At 64.5% G+C, this 14,004-nt stretch carries 13 protein-coding genes; 10 read left to right on the plus strand and 3 right to left on the minus strand.

Going from position 1 to position 14,004, the window contains the following annotated elements:
• Positions 1-32: 32 nt before the first annotated feature.
• The 4 genes from EJ076_RS04965 (at position 33) to EJ076_RS04980 (ending at position 5,958) form a co-directional block, all read left to right on the plus strand.
• Positions 33-2,117 (plus strand): hydantoinase/oxoprolinase family protein, encoded by a 2,085-nt coding sequence (locus EJ076_RS04965; RefSeq protein ID WP_126067103.1) that lies wholly within the window; start codon positions 33-35, stop codon positions 2,115-2,117.
• Between the two features lies 1 nt (position 2,118).
• Entirely contained in the window at positions 2,119-3,876 is a 1,758-nt protein-coding gene (locus EJ076_RS04970; RefSeq protein ID WP_126067104.1) for a hydantoinase B/oxoprolinase family protein, read from the plus strand.
• A gap of 124 nt (positions 3,877-4,000) precedes the next feature.
• The gene (locus EJ076_RS04975; RefSeq protein WP_126067105.1) at positions 4,001-4,774 is read left to right on the plus strand and encodes an ABC transporter substrate-binding protein; all 774 of its coding nucleotides are present in this window, start codon (positions 4,001-4,003) and stop codon (positions 4,772-4,774) included.
• Between the two features lie 53 nt (positions 4,775-4,827).
• The gene (locus EJ076_RS04980; RefSeq protein ID WP_126067106.1) at positions 4,828-5,958 is read left to right on the plus strand and encodes an aminomethyltransferase family protein; all 1,131 of its coding nucleotides are present in this window, start codon (positions 4,828-4,830) and stop codon (positions 5,956-5,958) included.
• A 115-nt stretch (positions 5,959-6,073) separates the two neighbouring features.
• On the opposite strand, the gene EJ076_RS04985 is transcribed toward EJ076_RS04980, so the two are convergent.
• The 3 genes from EJ076_RS04985 to EJ076_RS04995 all read right to left on the minus strand — a co-directional run bounded on the left by EJ076_RS04985 (position 6,074) and on the right by EJ076_RS04995 (position 8,761).
• A complete protein-coding gene (locus tag EJ076_RS04985; RefSeq protein WP_027161152.1) occupies positions 6,074-6,730 on the minus strand; it encodes a methionine ABC transporter permease in 657 nt (218 codons plus the stop codon).
• A complete protein-coding gene (locus EJ076_RS04990; protein ID WP_126067107.1) occupies positions 6,711-7,808 on the minus strand; it encodes a methionine ABC transporter ATP-binding protein in 1,098 nt (365 codons plus the stop codon). Before EJ076_RS04990 ends, EJ076_RS04985 begins: the two co-directional genes overlap by 20 nt.
• Before the next feature lie 98 nt (positions 7,809-7,906).
• Positions 7,907-8,761 (minus strand): MetQ/NlpA family lipoprotein, encoded by an 855-nt coding sequence (locus EJ076_RS04995; protein ID WP_126067108.1) that lies wholly within the window; start codon positions 8,759-8,761, stop codon positions 7,907-7,909.
• 395 nt (positions 8,762-9,156) lie between these two features.
• Between EJ076_RS04995 and hpaR the strand changes: the two genes are divergently transcribed.
• The 6 genes from hpaR to EJ076_RS05025 all read left to right on the plus strand — a co-directional run bounded on the left by hpaR (position 9,157) and on the right by EJ076_RS05025 (position 13,974).
• Complete coding sequence (hpaR, locus tag EJ076_RS05000) at positions 9,157-9,585, plus strand: homoprotocatechuate degradation operon regulator HpaR (RefSeq protein ID WP_126067109.1); 429 nt, start codon at positions 9,157-9,159, stop codon at positions 9,583-9,585.
• Positions 9,586-9,802: 217 nt separating this feature from the next.
• Positions 9,803-10,291 (plus strand): hypothetical protein, encoded by a 489-nt coding sequence (locus tag EJ076_RS05005; protein ID WP_126067110.1) that lies wholly within the window; start codon positions 9,803-9,805, stop codon positions 10,289-10,291.
• A 186-nt stretch (positions 10,292-10,477) separates the two neighbouring features.
• Positions 10,478-11,572, plus strand: coding sequence for a transporter substrate-binding protein (locus EJ076_RS05010; RefSeq protein WP_109667408.1), 1,095 nt, complete (start codon positions 10,478-10,480; stop codon positions 11,570-11,572).
• On the plus strand, positions 11,569-12,171 hold the full coding sequence (locus EJ076_RS05015) for an ANTAR domain-containing protein (protein ID WP_126067111.1): 603 nt from the start codon (positions 11,569-11,571) through the stop codon (positions 12,169-12,171). The genes EJ076_RS05010 and EJ076_RS05015 overlap by 4 nt, the downstream gene beginning before the upstream one ends.
• A gap of 19 nt (positions 12,172-12,190) precedes the next feature.
• Positions 12,191-13,057 carry an ABC transporter permease gene (locus tag EJ076_RS05020; protein ID WP_206438805.1) on the plus strand — a complete coding sequence of 289 codons (867 nt, stop codon included), beginning with the start codon at positions 12,191-12,193 and terminating at the stop codon, positions 13,055-13,057.
• Positions 13,054-13,974 (plus strand): ABC transporter permease, encoded by a 921-nt coding sequence (locus EJ076_RS05025; RefSeq protein ID WP_126067112.1) that lies wholly within the window; start codon positions 13,054-13,056, stop codon positions 13,972-13,974. Before EJ076_RS05020 ends, EJ076_RS05025 begins: the two co-directional genes overlap by 4 nt.
• The last annotated feature ends 30 nt before the right edge of the window (positions 13,975-14,004 follow it).

Below are 14,004 nucleotides of genomic sequence, written 5' to 3' on the forward strand. Positions count from 1 at the left end.
TATCCGTAGTCCGGGCATTTCGGGTTTCGACGATGAAAGAGAATATTTCGGCGCAAGCGCGCGATTCCCTGGGAAATGTCGTCGCCGGTATCGATGTCGGCGGCACCTTCACCGACCTACTCCTGATCGACGGACGCGACGGCGGCAGGGTGCATATCGCCAAGACTCCGACCACGGTCGACAACCAGGCTTTCGGCGTCGTTTCGGCACTCGGCGCCACCGGATTTCCGATCGACGGCATCGATCTCATCGTGCATGGCACGACCACCACCACCAATGCGGTGCTAGAGCGCCGGCTGGCGAAAACCGGCATGATCACCACGCGCGGCTTTCGCGACGTGATCGAGCTTGGCCGGCGCACACGGCCGCAGGCCTATGGCATGACCGGCAGCTTCGTGCCGATCATCCCGCGTAATCTCAGGCTTGAAGTGTCGGAGCGTGTCGAGGCGTCCGGTGCGATCCGTACGCCGCTCGACGAGGCCGAGATGCGCGAGGCTGTGCAGACGCTGATCGCGGCCGGCTGCGAATCCCTCGTCATCCATTTCCTGCATTCCTACGCCAACCCGGCGCATGAGCGGCGTGCCGCCGAAATCGCCGCCGAATTCTGGCCGAACGGCTACATCACGGCAGGCCACGCACTGCTGTCGGAAGCACGCGAATTCGAGCGCGGCGTCACCGCTTCGGTCAACGCCTCCGTGCAGCCGATCCTCGAGCGCTATGTCGAGCGGCTGCGCAAGGAGCTGGTTGCAAAAGGCTATGCACGCGACTTCCTGATCATGAACGGCAATGGCGGCATGATCTCGGCCCGCTTCGTCACACGTGAATCGGCCAAGACGGTCATGTCCGGTCCGGCCTCGGGCGTCATCGCCGCCGCCTATACCGGAAAACGCGCCGGCTTCGAAAACCTCGTCACCTACGACATGGGCGGCACTTCGACCGACGTGGCGCTGATCCGCAATGCCGAGCCGGCGGTGTCGAACGAGATCGAGATCGAATATGCGATGCCGATCCACGTGCCGATGGTGGCGGTGCACACGGTCGGCGCCGGCGGCGGCTCGATCGCCCGTGTCGACGCGGCCGGCCTGATCCAGATCGGTCCGGAAAGTGCCGGCGCCAACCCCGGCCCGATCTGCTATGGGCGCGGCGGCCTCGAACCGACCATCACCGACGCCAATCTGGTGCTCGGCCGGCTGGCGCCGAAGAAATTGCTGGCGGTCGAAAATCCGGTCACATCAGAGCGCGTCACCGGCATCTTCGAGGAAAAGATCGGTAAGGCGACTGGCCTGTCCGGCGTCGAGGCGGCGGGCGCGGTGCTGCGGCTCGGCAACATGAAGATGGCCGGCGCCATCCGCATGGTCTCGGTCTCGCGCGGCCATGATCCACGCGACTTTGCCCTGTTTGCCTTTGGCGGCGCCGGGCCGCTGCATGCGACCGCGCTGGCGCGCGAACTCGGCCTGCCCCGGGTGCTGGTGCCGGCGCGTCCCGGCATCACCAACGCACTCGGCTGCGTCGTCGCCGACTTGCGCCACGACTTCGTCAACACCATCAACCAGCCGGTGGCGGTGCTCGACGAAACCCAACTTCACGGAGTGTTGGAACGGCACCGAAACGAAGGTGAAGAGCTGATCGGCATGGAAGCGGTGAAGCCGGAGACGATCCGCGTCACCCACTCCGCCGACATGCAGTTCGTCGGCCAGACCCATATCATCAACGTGCCATTGCCGTCCTCATCGGTGACGCGGGCAACGCTGCAGCAGCTTTTCGAAAAGGCCTATTTCGCCCGCTTCAAGGTCGAGCTGCCGGAGATCCGGGCCAATCTCGTCAACCTCAACACCTCGGTCACCGGCGTGCGTCCGGCGATCGATCTGTCCCGGCTGATCGACCCGGCTGGACGCGAAAAAACGCTCGACGAGGCGCGGCGCGAGATCCGGCCGGTCTGGTATGGCGGACGCTGGCACGACACGCCGGTATACGCACGCGAAAAACTGCCGCTCGACGCGGTCATCGATGGCCCGGCGATCCTCGAACAGATGGACGCCACCACCGTACTCGAACCCGGCGACCGCGCACGCTGCGACGCCGACGGCAACATCATCATCGACATTGGCGAGACCTGAGATGCCAAATCTTGACGGGGCAAAGCTCGACGCCATCACGCTTTCGGTCCTCCAGGCAGCCCTGCAGCAGGTCTGCGACGAGATGGACCTGACCTTTTCGCGCGCCGCCTTCTCGCCGGTCATCGCCGAGGCCAACGACCGCTCCGACGGCATCTATTCCGCCGTCGATGGTTCGCTGATCGCGCAAGGAAGCCAGGGCCTGCCGGTGTTCGTCGGCGTCATGCAGTATTCGACCAGGACGGTAATCGAAATGATCGCCGATGGCCGCTGCTTGGCCCCAAAGCCCGGCGACATCTACATCGTCAACGACCCCTATCTCGGCGGCACCCATCTGATGGATGTGCGCTTCGCCATGCCGGTCTACCGGGACGGCAAGATTTTCTGCTGGCTGTCCAATACCGGCCATTGGCCCGATATTGGCGGCTCGGTGCCGGGCGGGTTTTCAGCCTCGGCGACCGCGGTCGAGCAGGAAGGGCTGCGGCTGCCGCCGGTCAAGCTGTTCAAGAAGGGCGTGCTCGATCCGGAGATCTACGCCATCATCTGCTCCAACATTCGCGTTGCCGACCAGCGCATCGGCGACATCCGGGCCCAGGCCGCCGCACTGCTGATCGGCCAGGACAGGCTCAACGGAATCCTGGATCGTTACGGAGATGAAACTGTTGTCGAGGCAATCGCTGAACTGCGCCGCCGCGCCGCCGAACAGATGCGCGCCAACATCTCAGCCATTCCCGACGGCACCTACTGCTCCAAGGCCTTTGTCGATTCCGACGGCGTAGTCAACGAGCCGCTGACCATCGCGCTCGCGGTCGAGAAACAGGGCGACACACTGACCTTCGATTTCGCCGGCTCGTCAAAGCCCTGCGCCGGGCCGATGAACAGTGTGCTGGCGACGACCCTGTCCTCGGTCTATCTCGCCATGCGCCACATTTTCCCCGATGTGCCGATCAGCGCCGGCGCGTTTGAGCCCCTGATCGTCAAGCGGCCGGAAGGCACGTTCCTCGACGCGAAATATCCGCGCCCCGTGTCGGGCTGCGCCGCCGAAGTGTCGCAGCGCATCGCCGAAGCTGTATTCGCGGCGATGGTGCAGGCATTGCCGGAAAAGGTGACGGCGGCTCCCGCCGGCTCCAGCGGCAATTTCGCGCTCGGCGGCAACGACCCGGCGCGCGGCCGCGATTACGTGATGTACCAGATCTCCGGCGGCGGCTACGGCGGCAATTCAGGCCACGACGGCCTGACCAATGGCTGCTCGACCATCGGCATTTCCAAATCGCCACCGGTCGAGATTATGGAGCAGGCTTTTCCGGTGCTCTACCGCCATTACGCCCTGCGCGAAGGCTCGGGCGGCGCCGGCAAGCATCGCGGCGGCTTCGGGCTCGCATATGAGGTCGAGATCCTGCGCGGCGACGCCCGTGCCTCCTTCGTCATGGATCACGGCCGTTTCGGCCCGCAAGGTGCACTCGGTGGCAAGGACGGCGCGGTCAATACCGTCATTGTCTTCCGCAACGGTGAGGAGCATGTGCCGCCGCACCTCTCCAAGGAGCAGGACATCGCGCTCAAGGCCGGCGACCGCGTGCGCGTCGGCACGCCGGGCGGCGGCGGCTATGGCGATCCGCGCGAGCGCGACCCGGACTTGGTGCTGCGCGACGTGGCGCTGGGATATTATACGTCAGAGGAAGTCAGCGAAAAATTTGGCGTTGTCCTCTCGGCAGGCGAACTCGCCATCGACCGGACGGCGACGAACAAGCAGCGCGCCGGCTAACGCACCACCAATCGTGAGGGCTTGGTCCGCTCGCCGCGCCGTGATCGCCGCAGCGCATGTCGTTTCCGTCTCCGCCGAGGGCACGAAAGCCCGTAGACTTCTCCGGTCAACGGAGATCTCGAACATGCGTCTTTTCGGTCGTTTCGTGCTTGCCGCTTCCGTCGCCCTTACGCTGGCCACGGGTGCTTCCGCCCAGGACAAGAAGCTCAGGATCGGCACCGAAGGCGCCTATCCGCCCTTCAATTACGCCAGTGCCGACGGCACACTGGGCGGCTTCGACATCGACCTCGGCAAGGCGCTGTGTGCGCAGATGAAGGCCGAGTGCGAGTTTAGCGTACAGGATTTCGATGGTTCGATCCCGGCGCTGCAGGCCGGCAAGTTCGACGCCATCATCAACATCACCATCACGCCCGAGCGAGCCGAGAAGGTCGAGTTCACCCACAAATACTACCAGACGCCGCCGGCCATCGCCGTGCCGAAGGATTCGACCATATCAGGCACCTCACCGGAAGACCTGAAAGGCAAGGCGCTCGGCGTGCAGACCGCGACCATCCACCAAAAATTCGCCGAGCAGAAATACGCAAGCTCGACCGTCAAGGCCTATCCGACCGGCGACGATGCCCGCACCGACATGGCCAATGGCCGGCTCGACGCGATGATGGACGGCTCGATCATCCTGACCGAATGGCTGAAGAAGCCCGACGGCGCCTGCTGCAAGCTGCTCGGCACGCTGACGGCCGATCCGGCCATTCACGGCCCCGGCGTCGGCATTGCACTGCAGAAGGGCAACAAGGAGCTGGCCGACAAGCTCAATGCGGCCATCGACGCGCTGCGCGCCAATGGCAAGTACAAGGAAATCAACGACAAGTACTTTTCGTTCGACGTCTACGGCAGCTGAGACCGGCAACAATCACCTTCGGCAGCGCCGCCTGGCGCTGCCGTTTTTCATGAATGATGGAGACTTCCTTGGCTGAGCGGCGTTCCCCTTTCTACAGCAGCATCGTTGCCGTGGGCGCGACCATGGGTCGGGTCGGTGGCGATTTCATCTCCGCGAAGTATTATTCCGGCATCGCCGACGAGCATCTGAACACCCGCCAAAATGTCGGCGTGCAGGATCTCAGCACCATGGGCAAGATGGACATCAAGGGGTCGGACGCCGAGGCGCTGGTCAACCACGTCATCGTCAACGATGCCGCCGCCATGAAGCCCGGACAGGTCCGCTATTCCACGGTCTGCCGCGAGGATGGCGGCATCATGGACGACCTCACCGTGTTCCGCCTGGCACCGGAGCATTTCATGCTGGTGACCGGCTCGGTCAACCGCCTGAAGATGCTGCCCTGGCTGTTGCATCATGCGCAGGGGCGCAAAGCCTATGTCACCGACATCACCGCCGCCATCGCCTTCCCGACCATCCAGGGTCCGCGCTCACGCGAACTGCTGAAAGCGTTGATTACGGATGCCGATCTGGACGGGCTGAAGCGCTGGTCGTTCGCCTCAGGGCGCGTCGGCGAGACCAAGGTGCTGATTTCGCGCACCGGCGTGACCGGCGAACTCGGCTTCGAACTCTTCGTGCCGGCCGACGAGGCGGCCTCGGTCTGGGAAAAGCTGATGCACGCCGGGCGGGACTTCGGCCTGAAGCCATATGGTGTGCTGGCAATGTTCACGCTCGGGCTGGAAAAGGCCTATCCGGCGCATGGCATCGACATGGACGAGACCCGCACGCCGTTCCATGTCGGCCTCGACCGCTGGATCAAGTTTGACAAGGGCGATTTCGTCGGCCGCGAAGCGTTGCTCAAGGTCCGCGACAAGGGCCTCGACGAGCAATGGGTCGGCCTGATCCTCGACGGCGACAAGCCGGCCGCAACCGATGCCAGGGTTATGGCTGATGGCGAGGACGCCGGCGTGGTCACTTACAGCGACCATGGCTATTCCCTCGGCAAGGTGCTGGCCACCGCGCATCTGCGGCTGCCCTTCACCGCGATCGGCACCGAGCTCAGCATTGAGATCGAAGGCGTACCGACCCGCGCGGTCGTGGCGCCGATACCGTTCTTCGACCCGGAGGGGGTCAGGTTGCGGGCTTAGCCGGACCGCCCATCGCTTCGTCATCCACGGGTCTCCGCGACGCCGCTTCGCGGCTGCGCCGCCCGTGGATGACGAAGTTGGGGAGACCTCGGCCAATCCCAAATGTTCAGCCTGCCTACCCCCGCCGATCCAGCCGCGCCACCAGCCGGTCACCCACCCACTGGATGCCGCAGACCAGGATGATCAGTACGATGACCACAGCGATCATCACGGACGTCTCAAAACGCTGGTAGCCGTAGCGGATGGCGAGGTCGCCGAGGCCACCGGCGCCAATCGCGCCGGCCATGGCCGACGCGCCGATCAGCGTCACCAGCGTCACCGTGAAGCCGGCGACGATGCCGGGCAGGGCTTCGGGCACCAGCACCTCGCGGATGATCGTCCAGCGGTTGCCACCCATGGCGCGCGCGGCCTCGATCAGCCCGCGGTCGACTTCGCGCAGCGACACTTCGGCGATGCGCGCGTAATAGGGCGTGGCGGCGATCGACAGTGGCACGATGGCTGCCCATGTGCCGATCGAGGTGCCGACGATCAGCCGCGTCACCGGGATCAGTGCCACCAGAAGGATGATGAAGGGCACGGAGCGGAAACCGTTGATGATGGCGCCGAGCGCCCGGTTCACCCACAGGCTTTCAGCAATGCCGCCGCGTTCGGTGGCAATCAGGGCCAGGCCGAGCGGCAGGCCGAAAACCAGCGAGATAAGGCCGGAGGCGGCCGTCATCAGCACCGTCTCCCAGATCGAACGCAGCAGAAGTTCAAACAGGATTGGCGACATGGCCAAGCACCTCCACCCGCGCCTGGCGGGCCTTCAGGAATGTGATGATGTCAGCGAGATGATTTACATCGCTGCCGGGAACCGAAAGGAACAGCGTGCCGACCGGCTGATGCTGGATATGGTCGATGCCGCCATGGACGAGGCGGAAGGCGCCTGGAACAGCCGTGGCAAGGTCGGACAGCAAGGGCCCGCTTGCCGCCTCGCCGGCCACGTCGACGCGCAGGATCGTCTCCGCGCCGGCTGCCGGCAGCAGCCGGGCTGCCAGCTCGGCCGGCAGTTGCGGCCGGATGGCGCCGAGCAGGCTTCTCGTGATGTCCGAGCGCGGGTCGGCAAACACCGACCACACCGGCCCTTCCTCGACGATGCGCCCGGCGTCGATCACCGCCACCCGGTCGGCGATCGAGCGGATCACCTCCATTTCATGGGTGATCAAAAGGATGGTCAGGCCAAGCTGCCGGTTGATGTCTTTCAGCAGTGCGAGGATGGAGCGCGTCGTCTCCGGGTCGAGCGCAGAAGTGGCTTCGTCCGACAAAAGCAGCGCCGGGCGCGCGGCAAGCGCCCGGGCGATGCCGACGCGTTGCTTCTGGCCGCCCGACAGCGACGCCGGATAGGCTTTTGCTTTCTCCGACAGGCCGACGAGATCGAGCAGTTCGGCGGCGCGCTTCAGTCGCTCGGCTTTCGGGCGGCCCTCGATCTTCAGCGGCAGCGCCACGTTGTCCTCGACGGTCTTGGCCGACAGCAGGTTGAAATGCTGGAAGATCATGCCGATGCGCCGCCGCAACGGCTGCAGGTCGCGCTCGCCAAGCCGGCTGATCTCGCGGCCTTCGATGAACACCTCGCCGGAGTCAGGCCGTTCCAGCCCGTTCAGGCAGCGGATCAACGTCGACTTGCCGGCGCCGCTACGGCCGATAATGCCGAGGATCTCGCCCTTGCGCACCGTCAGCGACACGCCGTCGAGCGCCGCCGTCACACCGAAGCGGCGCTTCAGTTCGACAAGGCGCACGACGTCCTGAGACGCCTCGGCTCGTGCCTGGGTCGGATCGGTGGTGTCCCCGGATGCCGTGATATGCTGGTTCATTCGTGTTCCTGTTCTCGCCATCCGAAAACGCAATCGCGGCCCGCACCTGAGCGCGGACCGCTGTTGCTCTCGAGCCGGGTTTCCGGCCGAGGATCGGATCAATAGGCGCTGAGGCCGGTGCCCTTGTAGACCTTGTCGAACTCGGCCTTCACCGCCTCATTCTGATAGGACGCGACCAACGTCTTCACCCAGGCCTCGTTCTCGTTGCCGACCTTCACCGCGATGAAGTTTCGGTAGGGATTATCGGCGATCGGCTCCTGCGCGATGCGGTTTTCCGGCGTCAGGCCGCTTTTCAGCGCCCAGTCGGTGTTGACCACGGCGGCGTCGAGATCCTCGACCGAGCGGCCGACAATGCCGGCGTCGAGCTCCTTGATCACCACCTTCTTCGGGTTCTCGGCGATGTCGGCGGTGGTGGCCAGAATGCCGGTGCCGTCCTTCAGCTTGATCACGCCCTCGTTCTGCAGCACGCGCAGCGCGCGGCCCTCATTGGAAGGGTCGTTCGGCACGCCGATGACCGCGCCCTCGGGCAGGTCGGCGACCTTGGTGTATTTCTTCGAGTAGAGGCCGATCGGCCAGACGCCGGTATAGCCGACGCGGACGATGTGGTACCCTTGAGTCTTGATCTGGTTGTCGAGATAAGGCTGGTGCTGGAAGGCGTTGGCGTCGATCTCGCCGCGCTCCAGTGCCTCGTTGGGCTGGGTGTAGTCGTTGAACACCACGGTCTCGATAGAGAGGCCCTTTTCGGCCGCCTGAGCGACGACGACCCGCCAGACATCCTCGTCCTCGCCACTGATGATACCGACCTTGATCGCCTTCTTGTCCTCAGCGAGCGACGCGCTGGGCGCCATCAGGCTGCCGATCGCGACGGCCGATGCGAACAGCAGAGCCAGGCCGCTGCGCCGGTTGACGGTTGACCAAAGGGAAGATGGCAAAGTGTTCTTGAAGTCGGACATGATTGATCTCTGCGGTTGTGAAGTCATGGCAGCCAGGCGGATTGCCTAGCCTTGGTCACATCGTCAGAAATTCTATCGATTATATCAAAGAACGCGTTTCGCCGTTCTCGTCAAAGCCGGGAATATTCTCACAAAAATTTCGAGAAGGGGAGCACAAGACGCCATCGGATCGACCGCGGCGGCTGCGCTGCGATTCCGGTAGTCTCTGGAGAAGGCGTCGACATCCATATGCAGGCCGAGCGCTTCGCCGGTGACCGCAGCACGGCCAGTGGCGACGCTGAGTCAAGTCTTGCATCGGGCTGGGCGCAACGATACGGGATGGAAAGGTCGGGTTTCGGCTCACGGTCCGTGCTGAAAGAACCCCGTTGACGACGGCACTATTGAGGACGTTCTTCTTGCTGCCTGAAAACACCCGTCGTTCCCTGCCATTGGCGCTGCTTCATGCCCGCGAAGCAGTGATGGCACGGTTTCGGCCGATGCTTGCGGCGCATGACGTCACCGAGCAGCAATGGCGTGTGCTGTGTGTGTTGAGCGAAGCCGGCTCGGTCGAGGCAACAGAGCTTGCCGATCGCGCATCGGTGCTGCCGCCCAGCCTGACGCGCATCATCAAGGCGCTCGAGGGACGCAAATTCATCACCCGCAACAAGGCGCAAGGCGACGGCCGCCGCGTCGTGCTGACCATTGCGCCTGCCGGTTCCGCCTTGATCGACGCCCTGTCGCCCGAGCGTCGCGTCATCTATGACGACATCGAACGGCGTTTTGGTCACGAGAAGCTTGAGCAGTTGCTCGACCTCCTGGAGAGCTTGATCGACGGCGAGAGCTGACCGTTCTCCGGTCCCTTGCGGCCCGCATCCGGTACGGCTGAACCCCGATGCGAGCCCATTTCCGCCATGGCGCGTTGGCTTCCCGGCCGCCAGCCATGATGCAGCCATGGCCACTTTTTCGTGAAGCTGAACGGGTTGATCCGATCGCCTGTTTGCCTAGGTAAAAGGAGCGGCGGGCGTCACGCAAATCTGCAATCGGGCAAATCTTACAATCGGTATGACATTTTCCTGTATTCGAAAGCTTGCCCTTCCTGTTCTCTTCGTCGGCGTCCAGTCTTCCTGCGTCATTCCCGACGATACGTCGCGCATCGCCAAGGTTGACCCCACGGTGGCGGCGGCTCGCAAGGAGATGGTCGGCCTTAGTGAAGCCGACGTTCGAATGTGCGCGGGGTTTCCGACTGCCACCGCCGCCGCTGGCCGATCGGGCCAGATCTGGACCTATAAGCGCATCGTTCAGCGCGGCAATCTCAGTATTGTCGTCCCAACCCTAGCGGTCGGCGCTATCCCGGCGGTCGGCGGCTCCGTCAATGTCGCTCCCGGCGGATATTGCGACACGCAAATTCGCATGGTCGACGGCCGCGTCGCCGAAGTTGCCTACGCCGGCGACAACAATTTGCCCAACAGGCGCGACGCGCTTTGTGTCAGCACGGTGGACGCCTGTGTGGCCTATGCCCGCCAACACAGTCAGAGGCCGGCGGCCAGATAGCTGGCGGCAACGAAACAGCGATGGCAGGCCGTGAGTGTGGCACGCGGATAGGGCTTGACTGACCGCCTGTACCGAATAGGTTAGTGATCGGAAAAATACCGGCTCTGATCGCCGGGCGGCAAGAATGCCTCGTATGCCTCGCCCCTCCGGCGCTGGCTGCGGGGCATTGTCATTTTGGGGATCTGTTTGAAACGGCGCATCGAGATCGGCATCCTGTATTCCCGCTCGGGGAGCTACCAGCTCATCTCCGATGCGTGCCGTATGGGCGCCATGCGCGCGGTCGCCGACATCAATGCCGACCGCCAGCATGGCATCGAGCTGGTGCCGGTCGAGCGCGATCCGCAAAGCAATGCGGATCGCTACGCGACGCTCTGCGAGGACATCTTCAAGACCAGCAGCGCCCGCCATGTCGTCGGCTGTGTGACCTCCTGGAGCCGCAAGGAGACGATCCCGGTTCTGGAGAAAGCCGGTGGCATGCTCTGGTACGCCTGCCCCTATGAGGGCTTCGAGGCCAACGAGCACGTCGTCTACATGCACGCTTGCCCCAACCAGCATCTGGTGCCGCTGATGGCCCATGTCGTGCCGCGCTTCGGCGCCAACGGTTTCCTGCTCGGCTCGAACTATATCTGGGGCTGGGAGATGAACCGCGTGGCGCGCGACCTGATCGCCGATGCCGGCGGCAAGGTTCTGGGCGAGCGCTATCTGCGCATCGGCGAGACCGACGTGTCGCGCCTGATCGCTGAAATCCGGGCCACGCGGCCGAACTTCATCCTCAACAATCTGATCGGCACCTCGTCCTACGCCTTCTTGGCGGCCTATCGCGACTTGGGCGACGAGGATCCGGCCTTCCGCCCCGAAGCCTGTCCCGTCATCTCCTGCAACCTCACCGAGGGCGAGCTGCCGGCGATCGGCGAATCCGGGAAAGGGCATTTGTCGGTCGGGCCGTATTTCGCGCCGCGCCCGGCCGCCTTCGCCTCGTCCTTCGAGGCCTCCGCCTATGCCTCGGTGCAAGTGATGGCCGACGTGCTCTCCCGCGATGCCGAAGCCGGTCCGGCGGAATTCTCCAAAGCCTTCGCCGAACGGCGCTTCTCCACTCGGCTCGGGCCGATCGCCATCGACGCCCACTCCCAGCACGCGACATTGCCGGTGATCATTGGGCGAATTGCGGACGGCTTCTTCGAGGTTGTCAGCCGCGAGGACGAGGTCGCGCCGGACCCGTATCTGTCGCGCTACGATCCTGCAAAAACATTCGGCCGTCCGCGCCTCAGGGTGGTGTCGTGACCAGGGCGCCACGCATTCCCAATCTCGGTGGCGCCAGGGCCTTCATCCTGCATCGCCCGCACCCGACGGTGCAGGCGATCACCCGGCAATTGTCGGCCATCGGCCTGATCACGTTGGATTGCTGGCCGGAACTGCCGCCCGAGGCGCTGGCGGCCGATTTCGTCTTCTTCGACGCCGATCTCGGCTTCGACGAGCAGTTCCCGTGGAAGCCGGGCGAGGCGCCGATGCCGCTGGTGGCGCTGATCGGCTCCGAGGTACCCGGCCGCATCGAATGGGCACTGTCGCACAAGGCCGACGCCCAGCTGCTGAAGCCGGTCGGCACTGCCGGCGTCTACAGCGCGCTGCTGATCGCACGCCAAAGTTTCGAGGCGCGCAAACATCTGGCCGGCGAGATTGCCTCGCTTCGCCAGCGTGTCGCCGAGCGCCAGACCATCGTGCGCGCGGTGACCGCACTGTCGAAAGGCACCAATGACGACCGCGCCTATGCGCAACTGCGCTCGCTGGCGATGAGCTGGCAGATCAGCATCGAGGATGCCGCGCGCCGGATCGTAGCGATGACGGAAGAGGAAGGCGGCGATGACCAGTCCCATCGCGCCTGATCTCACCGCGCCAGGGCGCATGCCGGTCAAGCCGCGCGCCGGCGTCTGGCGCCGGCTGGTCAGGCGCCGTCTGGCGCTGCTCGGGCTGGTGATCGTCACCATTGTCGTTGCCGGTGCCGTGCTGGCGCCATGGCTGACCGGCTATGATCCCAACGAGCAGATGTTCGACGGCCTGACCATCGAGGGCTCGCCCTTGCCGCCGGATGCAAAATTCTGGCTGGGCACCGACCTGCTCGGCCGCGACCTGCTGACCCGCATCCTCTACGGCGCCCGCACCTCGCTGATCATCGGCATCGTCGCCAATGGCGTGGCGCTTCTGATCGGCACGCTGGTCGGCGTTGTCGCCGGCTATTTCCGCGGCTGGATCGGCAGCGCGCTGATGCGCTTCACCGACCTGATGATGGCGTTTCCCGCGCTCTTGCTCGCCATTTGCCTGGCGGCGGTGTTCGAGCCCAGCCTGTGGATCGTCGCCATGGTCATCGCGCTGGTCAACTGGGTGCAGACCGCACGCGTCATCTACACTGAGACCAGCTCGCTGGCCGAACGCGAGTTCATCGACGCCGAGCGCACCATCGGCGCCAGCGCACCGCGCATCCTGTTTCGCCACATCCTGCCGCATCTGCTGCCGACCATCATCGTCTGGGGCACGCTCGGCATTTCCACCACGGTGCTGCTCGAGGCGACGCTGTCCTTCCTCGGCATCGGCGTGCAGCCGCCGACGGCGTCCTGGGGCAACATCATCTTCGAGAACCAGACCTACTTCCAGGCCGCACCCTGGCTGGTGTTCTTCCCCGGTGCGGCGATCCTGGCGCTGGCGCTGGCCTTCAACCTGATCGGCGATGCGCTGCGCGACATCCTCGATCCGACGCAAAGGGGCCGGGCATGATCGCCTATCTCGGCCGCCGTCTCATCCAGTCGCTGCTGATCCTGCTCGGCGTCTCGCTGATCACTTTCGCGCTGCTCTATCTCTTGCCGGCCGATCCGGTACGCCAGATCGCCGGCCGCAGCGCCACGCCGCAGACGGTCGAGAACATCCGCCAGCAGCTGGGCCTCGACCAGCCCTTCGTCGTCCAGTACTGGCGCTATCTGGTGAAGCTCATCAGCGGCGATCTCGGCCGCTCTTACATCCAGCGCTCCGAGGTCACCGAGCTGATCGTCTCGCGGCTGCCGGCCAGCCTGTTGCTGATGGTCGGCGCCATCCTGTGCGAGCTGCTGCTCGGCCTCAGCATGGGTCTCATCGCCGCCGTCAAGCGCGGCACCGCTACAGACCAGACGCTGATGGTCGCCTCGTTCGTCGGCGTCTCTGCGCCGCAATTCGTCGTCGGCCTGCTGCTGCTCTACGTCTTTGCCGTACGGCTCAGCTGGTTTCCGATCGGCGGCTACGGCACCTGGCGTCATCTCGTGCTGCCGTCGCTGACCATGGGCATCCTCGGCGCCGGCTGGTACGCCCGCATGATGCGCTCGTCGATGATCGACGTGCTGCGCCAGGATTACGTGCGCACCGCCCGTGCCAAGGGTCTGGCGCGACGCGCCATCCTGTTCCGCCATGCGCTGCCCAACGCCATCCTGCCGGTCATCGCCATGATCGGCATCGATATCGGCATCTTCATGGGCGGCATCGTCGTCGTCGAAAGCGTGTTCGGCTGGCCCGGCATCGGCCAGCTCGCCTGGCAAGCCATCCAGCGCGTCGACATCCCGATCATCATGGGCGTAACGCTGGTGTCGGCCTTCGCCATCGTGCTGGGCAATCTGCTGGCCGACATCATCGCGCCCTTTATCGACCCCCGCATCAAGCTCAGATGAAAACAGGACATGACTGAAACCAAACAGAGA

It is taken from the genome of Mesorhizobium sp. M7D.F.Ca.US.005.01.1.1 (assembly GCF_003952545.1).
GTDB classification, from domain to species: domain Bacteria; phylum Pseudomonadota; class Alphaproteobacteria; order Rhizobiales; family Rhizobiaceae; genus Mesorhizobium; species Mesorhizobium loti.

Excerpts from the sequence above, each read along its gene's own strand:
- EJ076_RS04970 (WP_126067104.1), top strand. The coding sequence starts at position 2,119 with ATGCCAAATCTTGACGGGGCAAAGCTCGACGCCATCACGCTTTCGGTC.
- EJ076_RS05005 (WP_126067110.1), top strand. The coding sequence starts at position 9,803 with ATGACATTTTCCTGTATTCGAAAGCTTGCCCTTCCTGTTCTCTTCGTC.
- EJ076_RS05025 (WP_126067112.1), top strand. The coding sequence starts at position 13,054 with ATGATCGCCTATCTCGGCCGCCGTCTCATCCAGTCGCTGCTGATCCTG.
- EJ076_RS04980 (WP_126067106.1), top strand. The coding sequence starts at position 4,828 with ATGATGGAGACTTCCTTGGCTGAGCGGCGTTCCCCTTTCTACAGCAGC.
- EJ076_RS04965 (WP_126067103.1), top strand. The coding sequence starts at position 33 with ATGAAAGAGAATATTTCGGCGCAAGCGCGCGATTCCCTGGGAAATGTC.
- EJ076_RS04975 (WP_126067105.1), top strand. The coding sequence starts at position 4,001 with ATGCGTCTTTTCGGTCGTTTCGTGCTTGCCGCTTCCGTCGCCCTTACG.
- EJ076_RS04995 (WP_126067108.1), bottom strand. The coding sequence starts at position 8,761 with ATGTCCGACTTCAAGAACACTTTGCCATCTTCCCTTTGGTCAACCGTC.
- EJ076_RS05020 (WP_206438805.1), top strand. The coding sequence starts at position 12,191 with ATGCCGGTCAAGCCGCGCGCCGGCGTCTGGCGCCGGCTGGTCAGGCGC.
- EJ076_RS04990 (WP_126067107.1), bottom strand. The coding sequence starts at position 7,808 with ATGAACCAGCATATCACGGCATCCGGGGACACCACCGATCCGACCCAG.
- EJ076_RS04985 (WP_027161152.1), bottom strand. The coding sequence starts at position 6,730 with ATGTCGCCAATCCTGTTTGAACTTCTGCTGCGTTCGATCTGGGAGACG.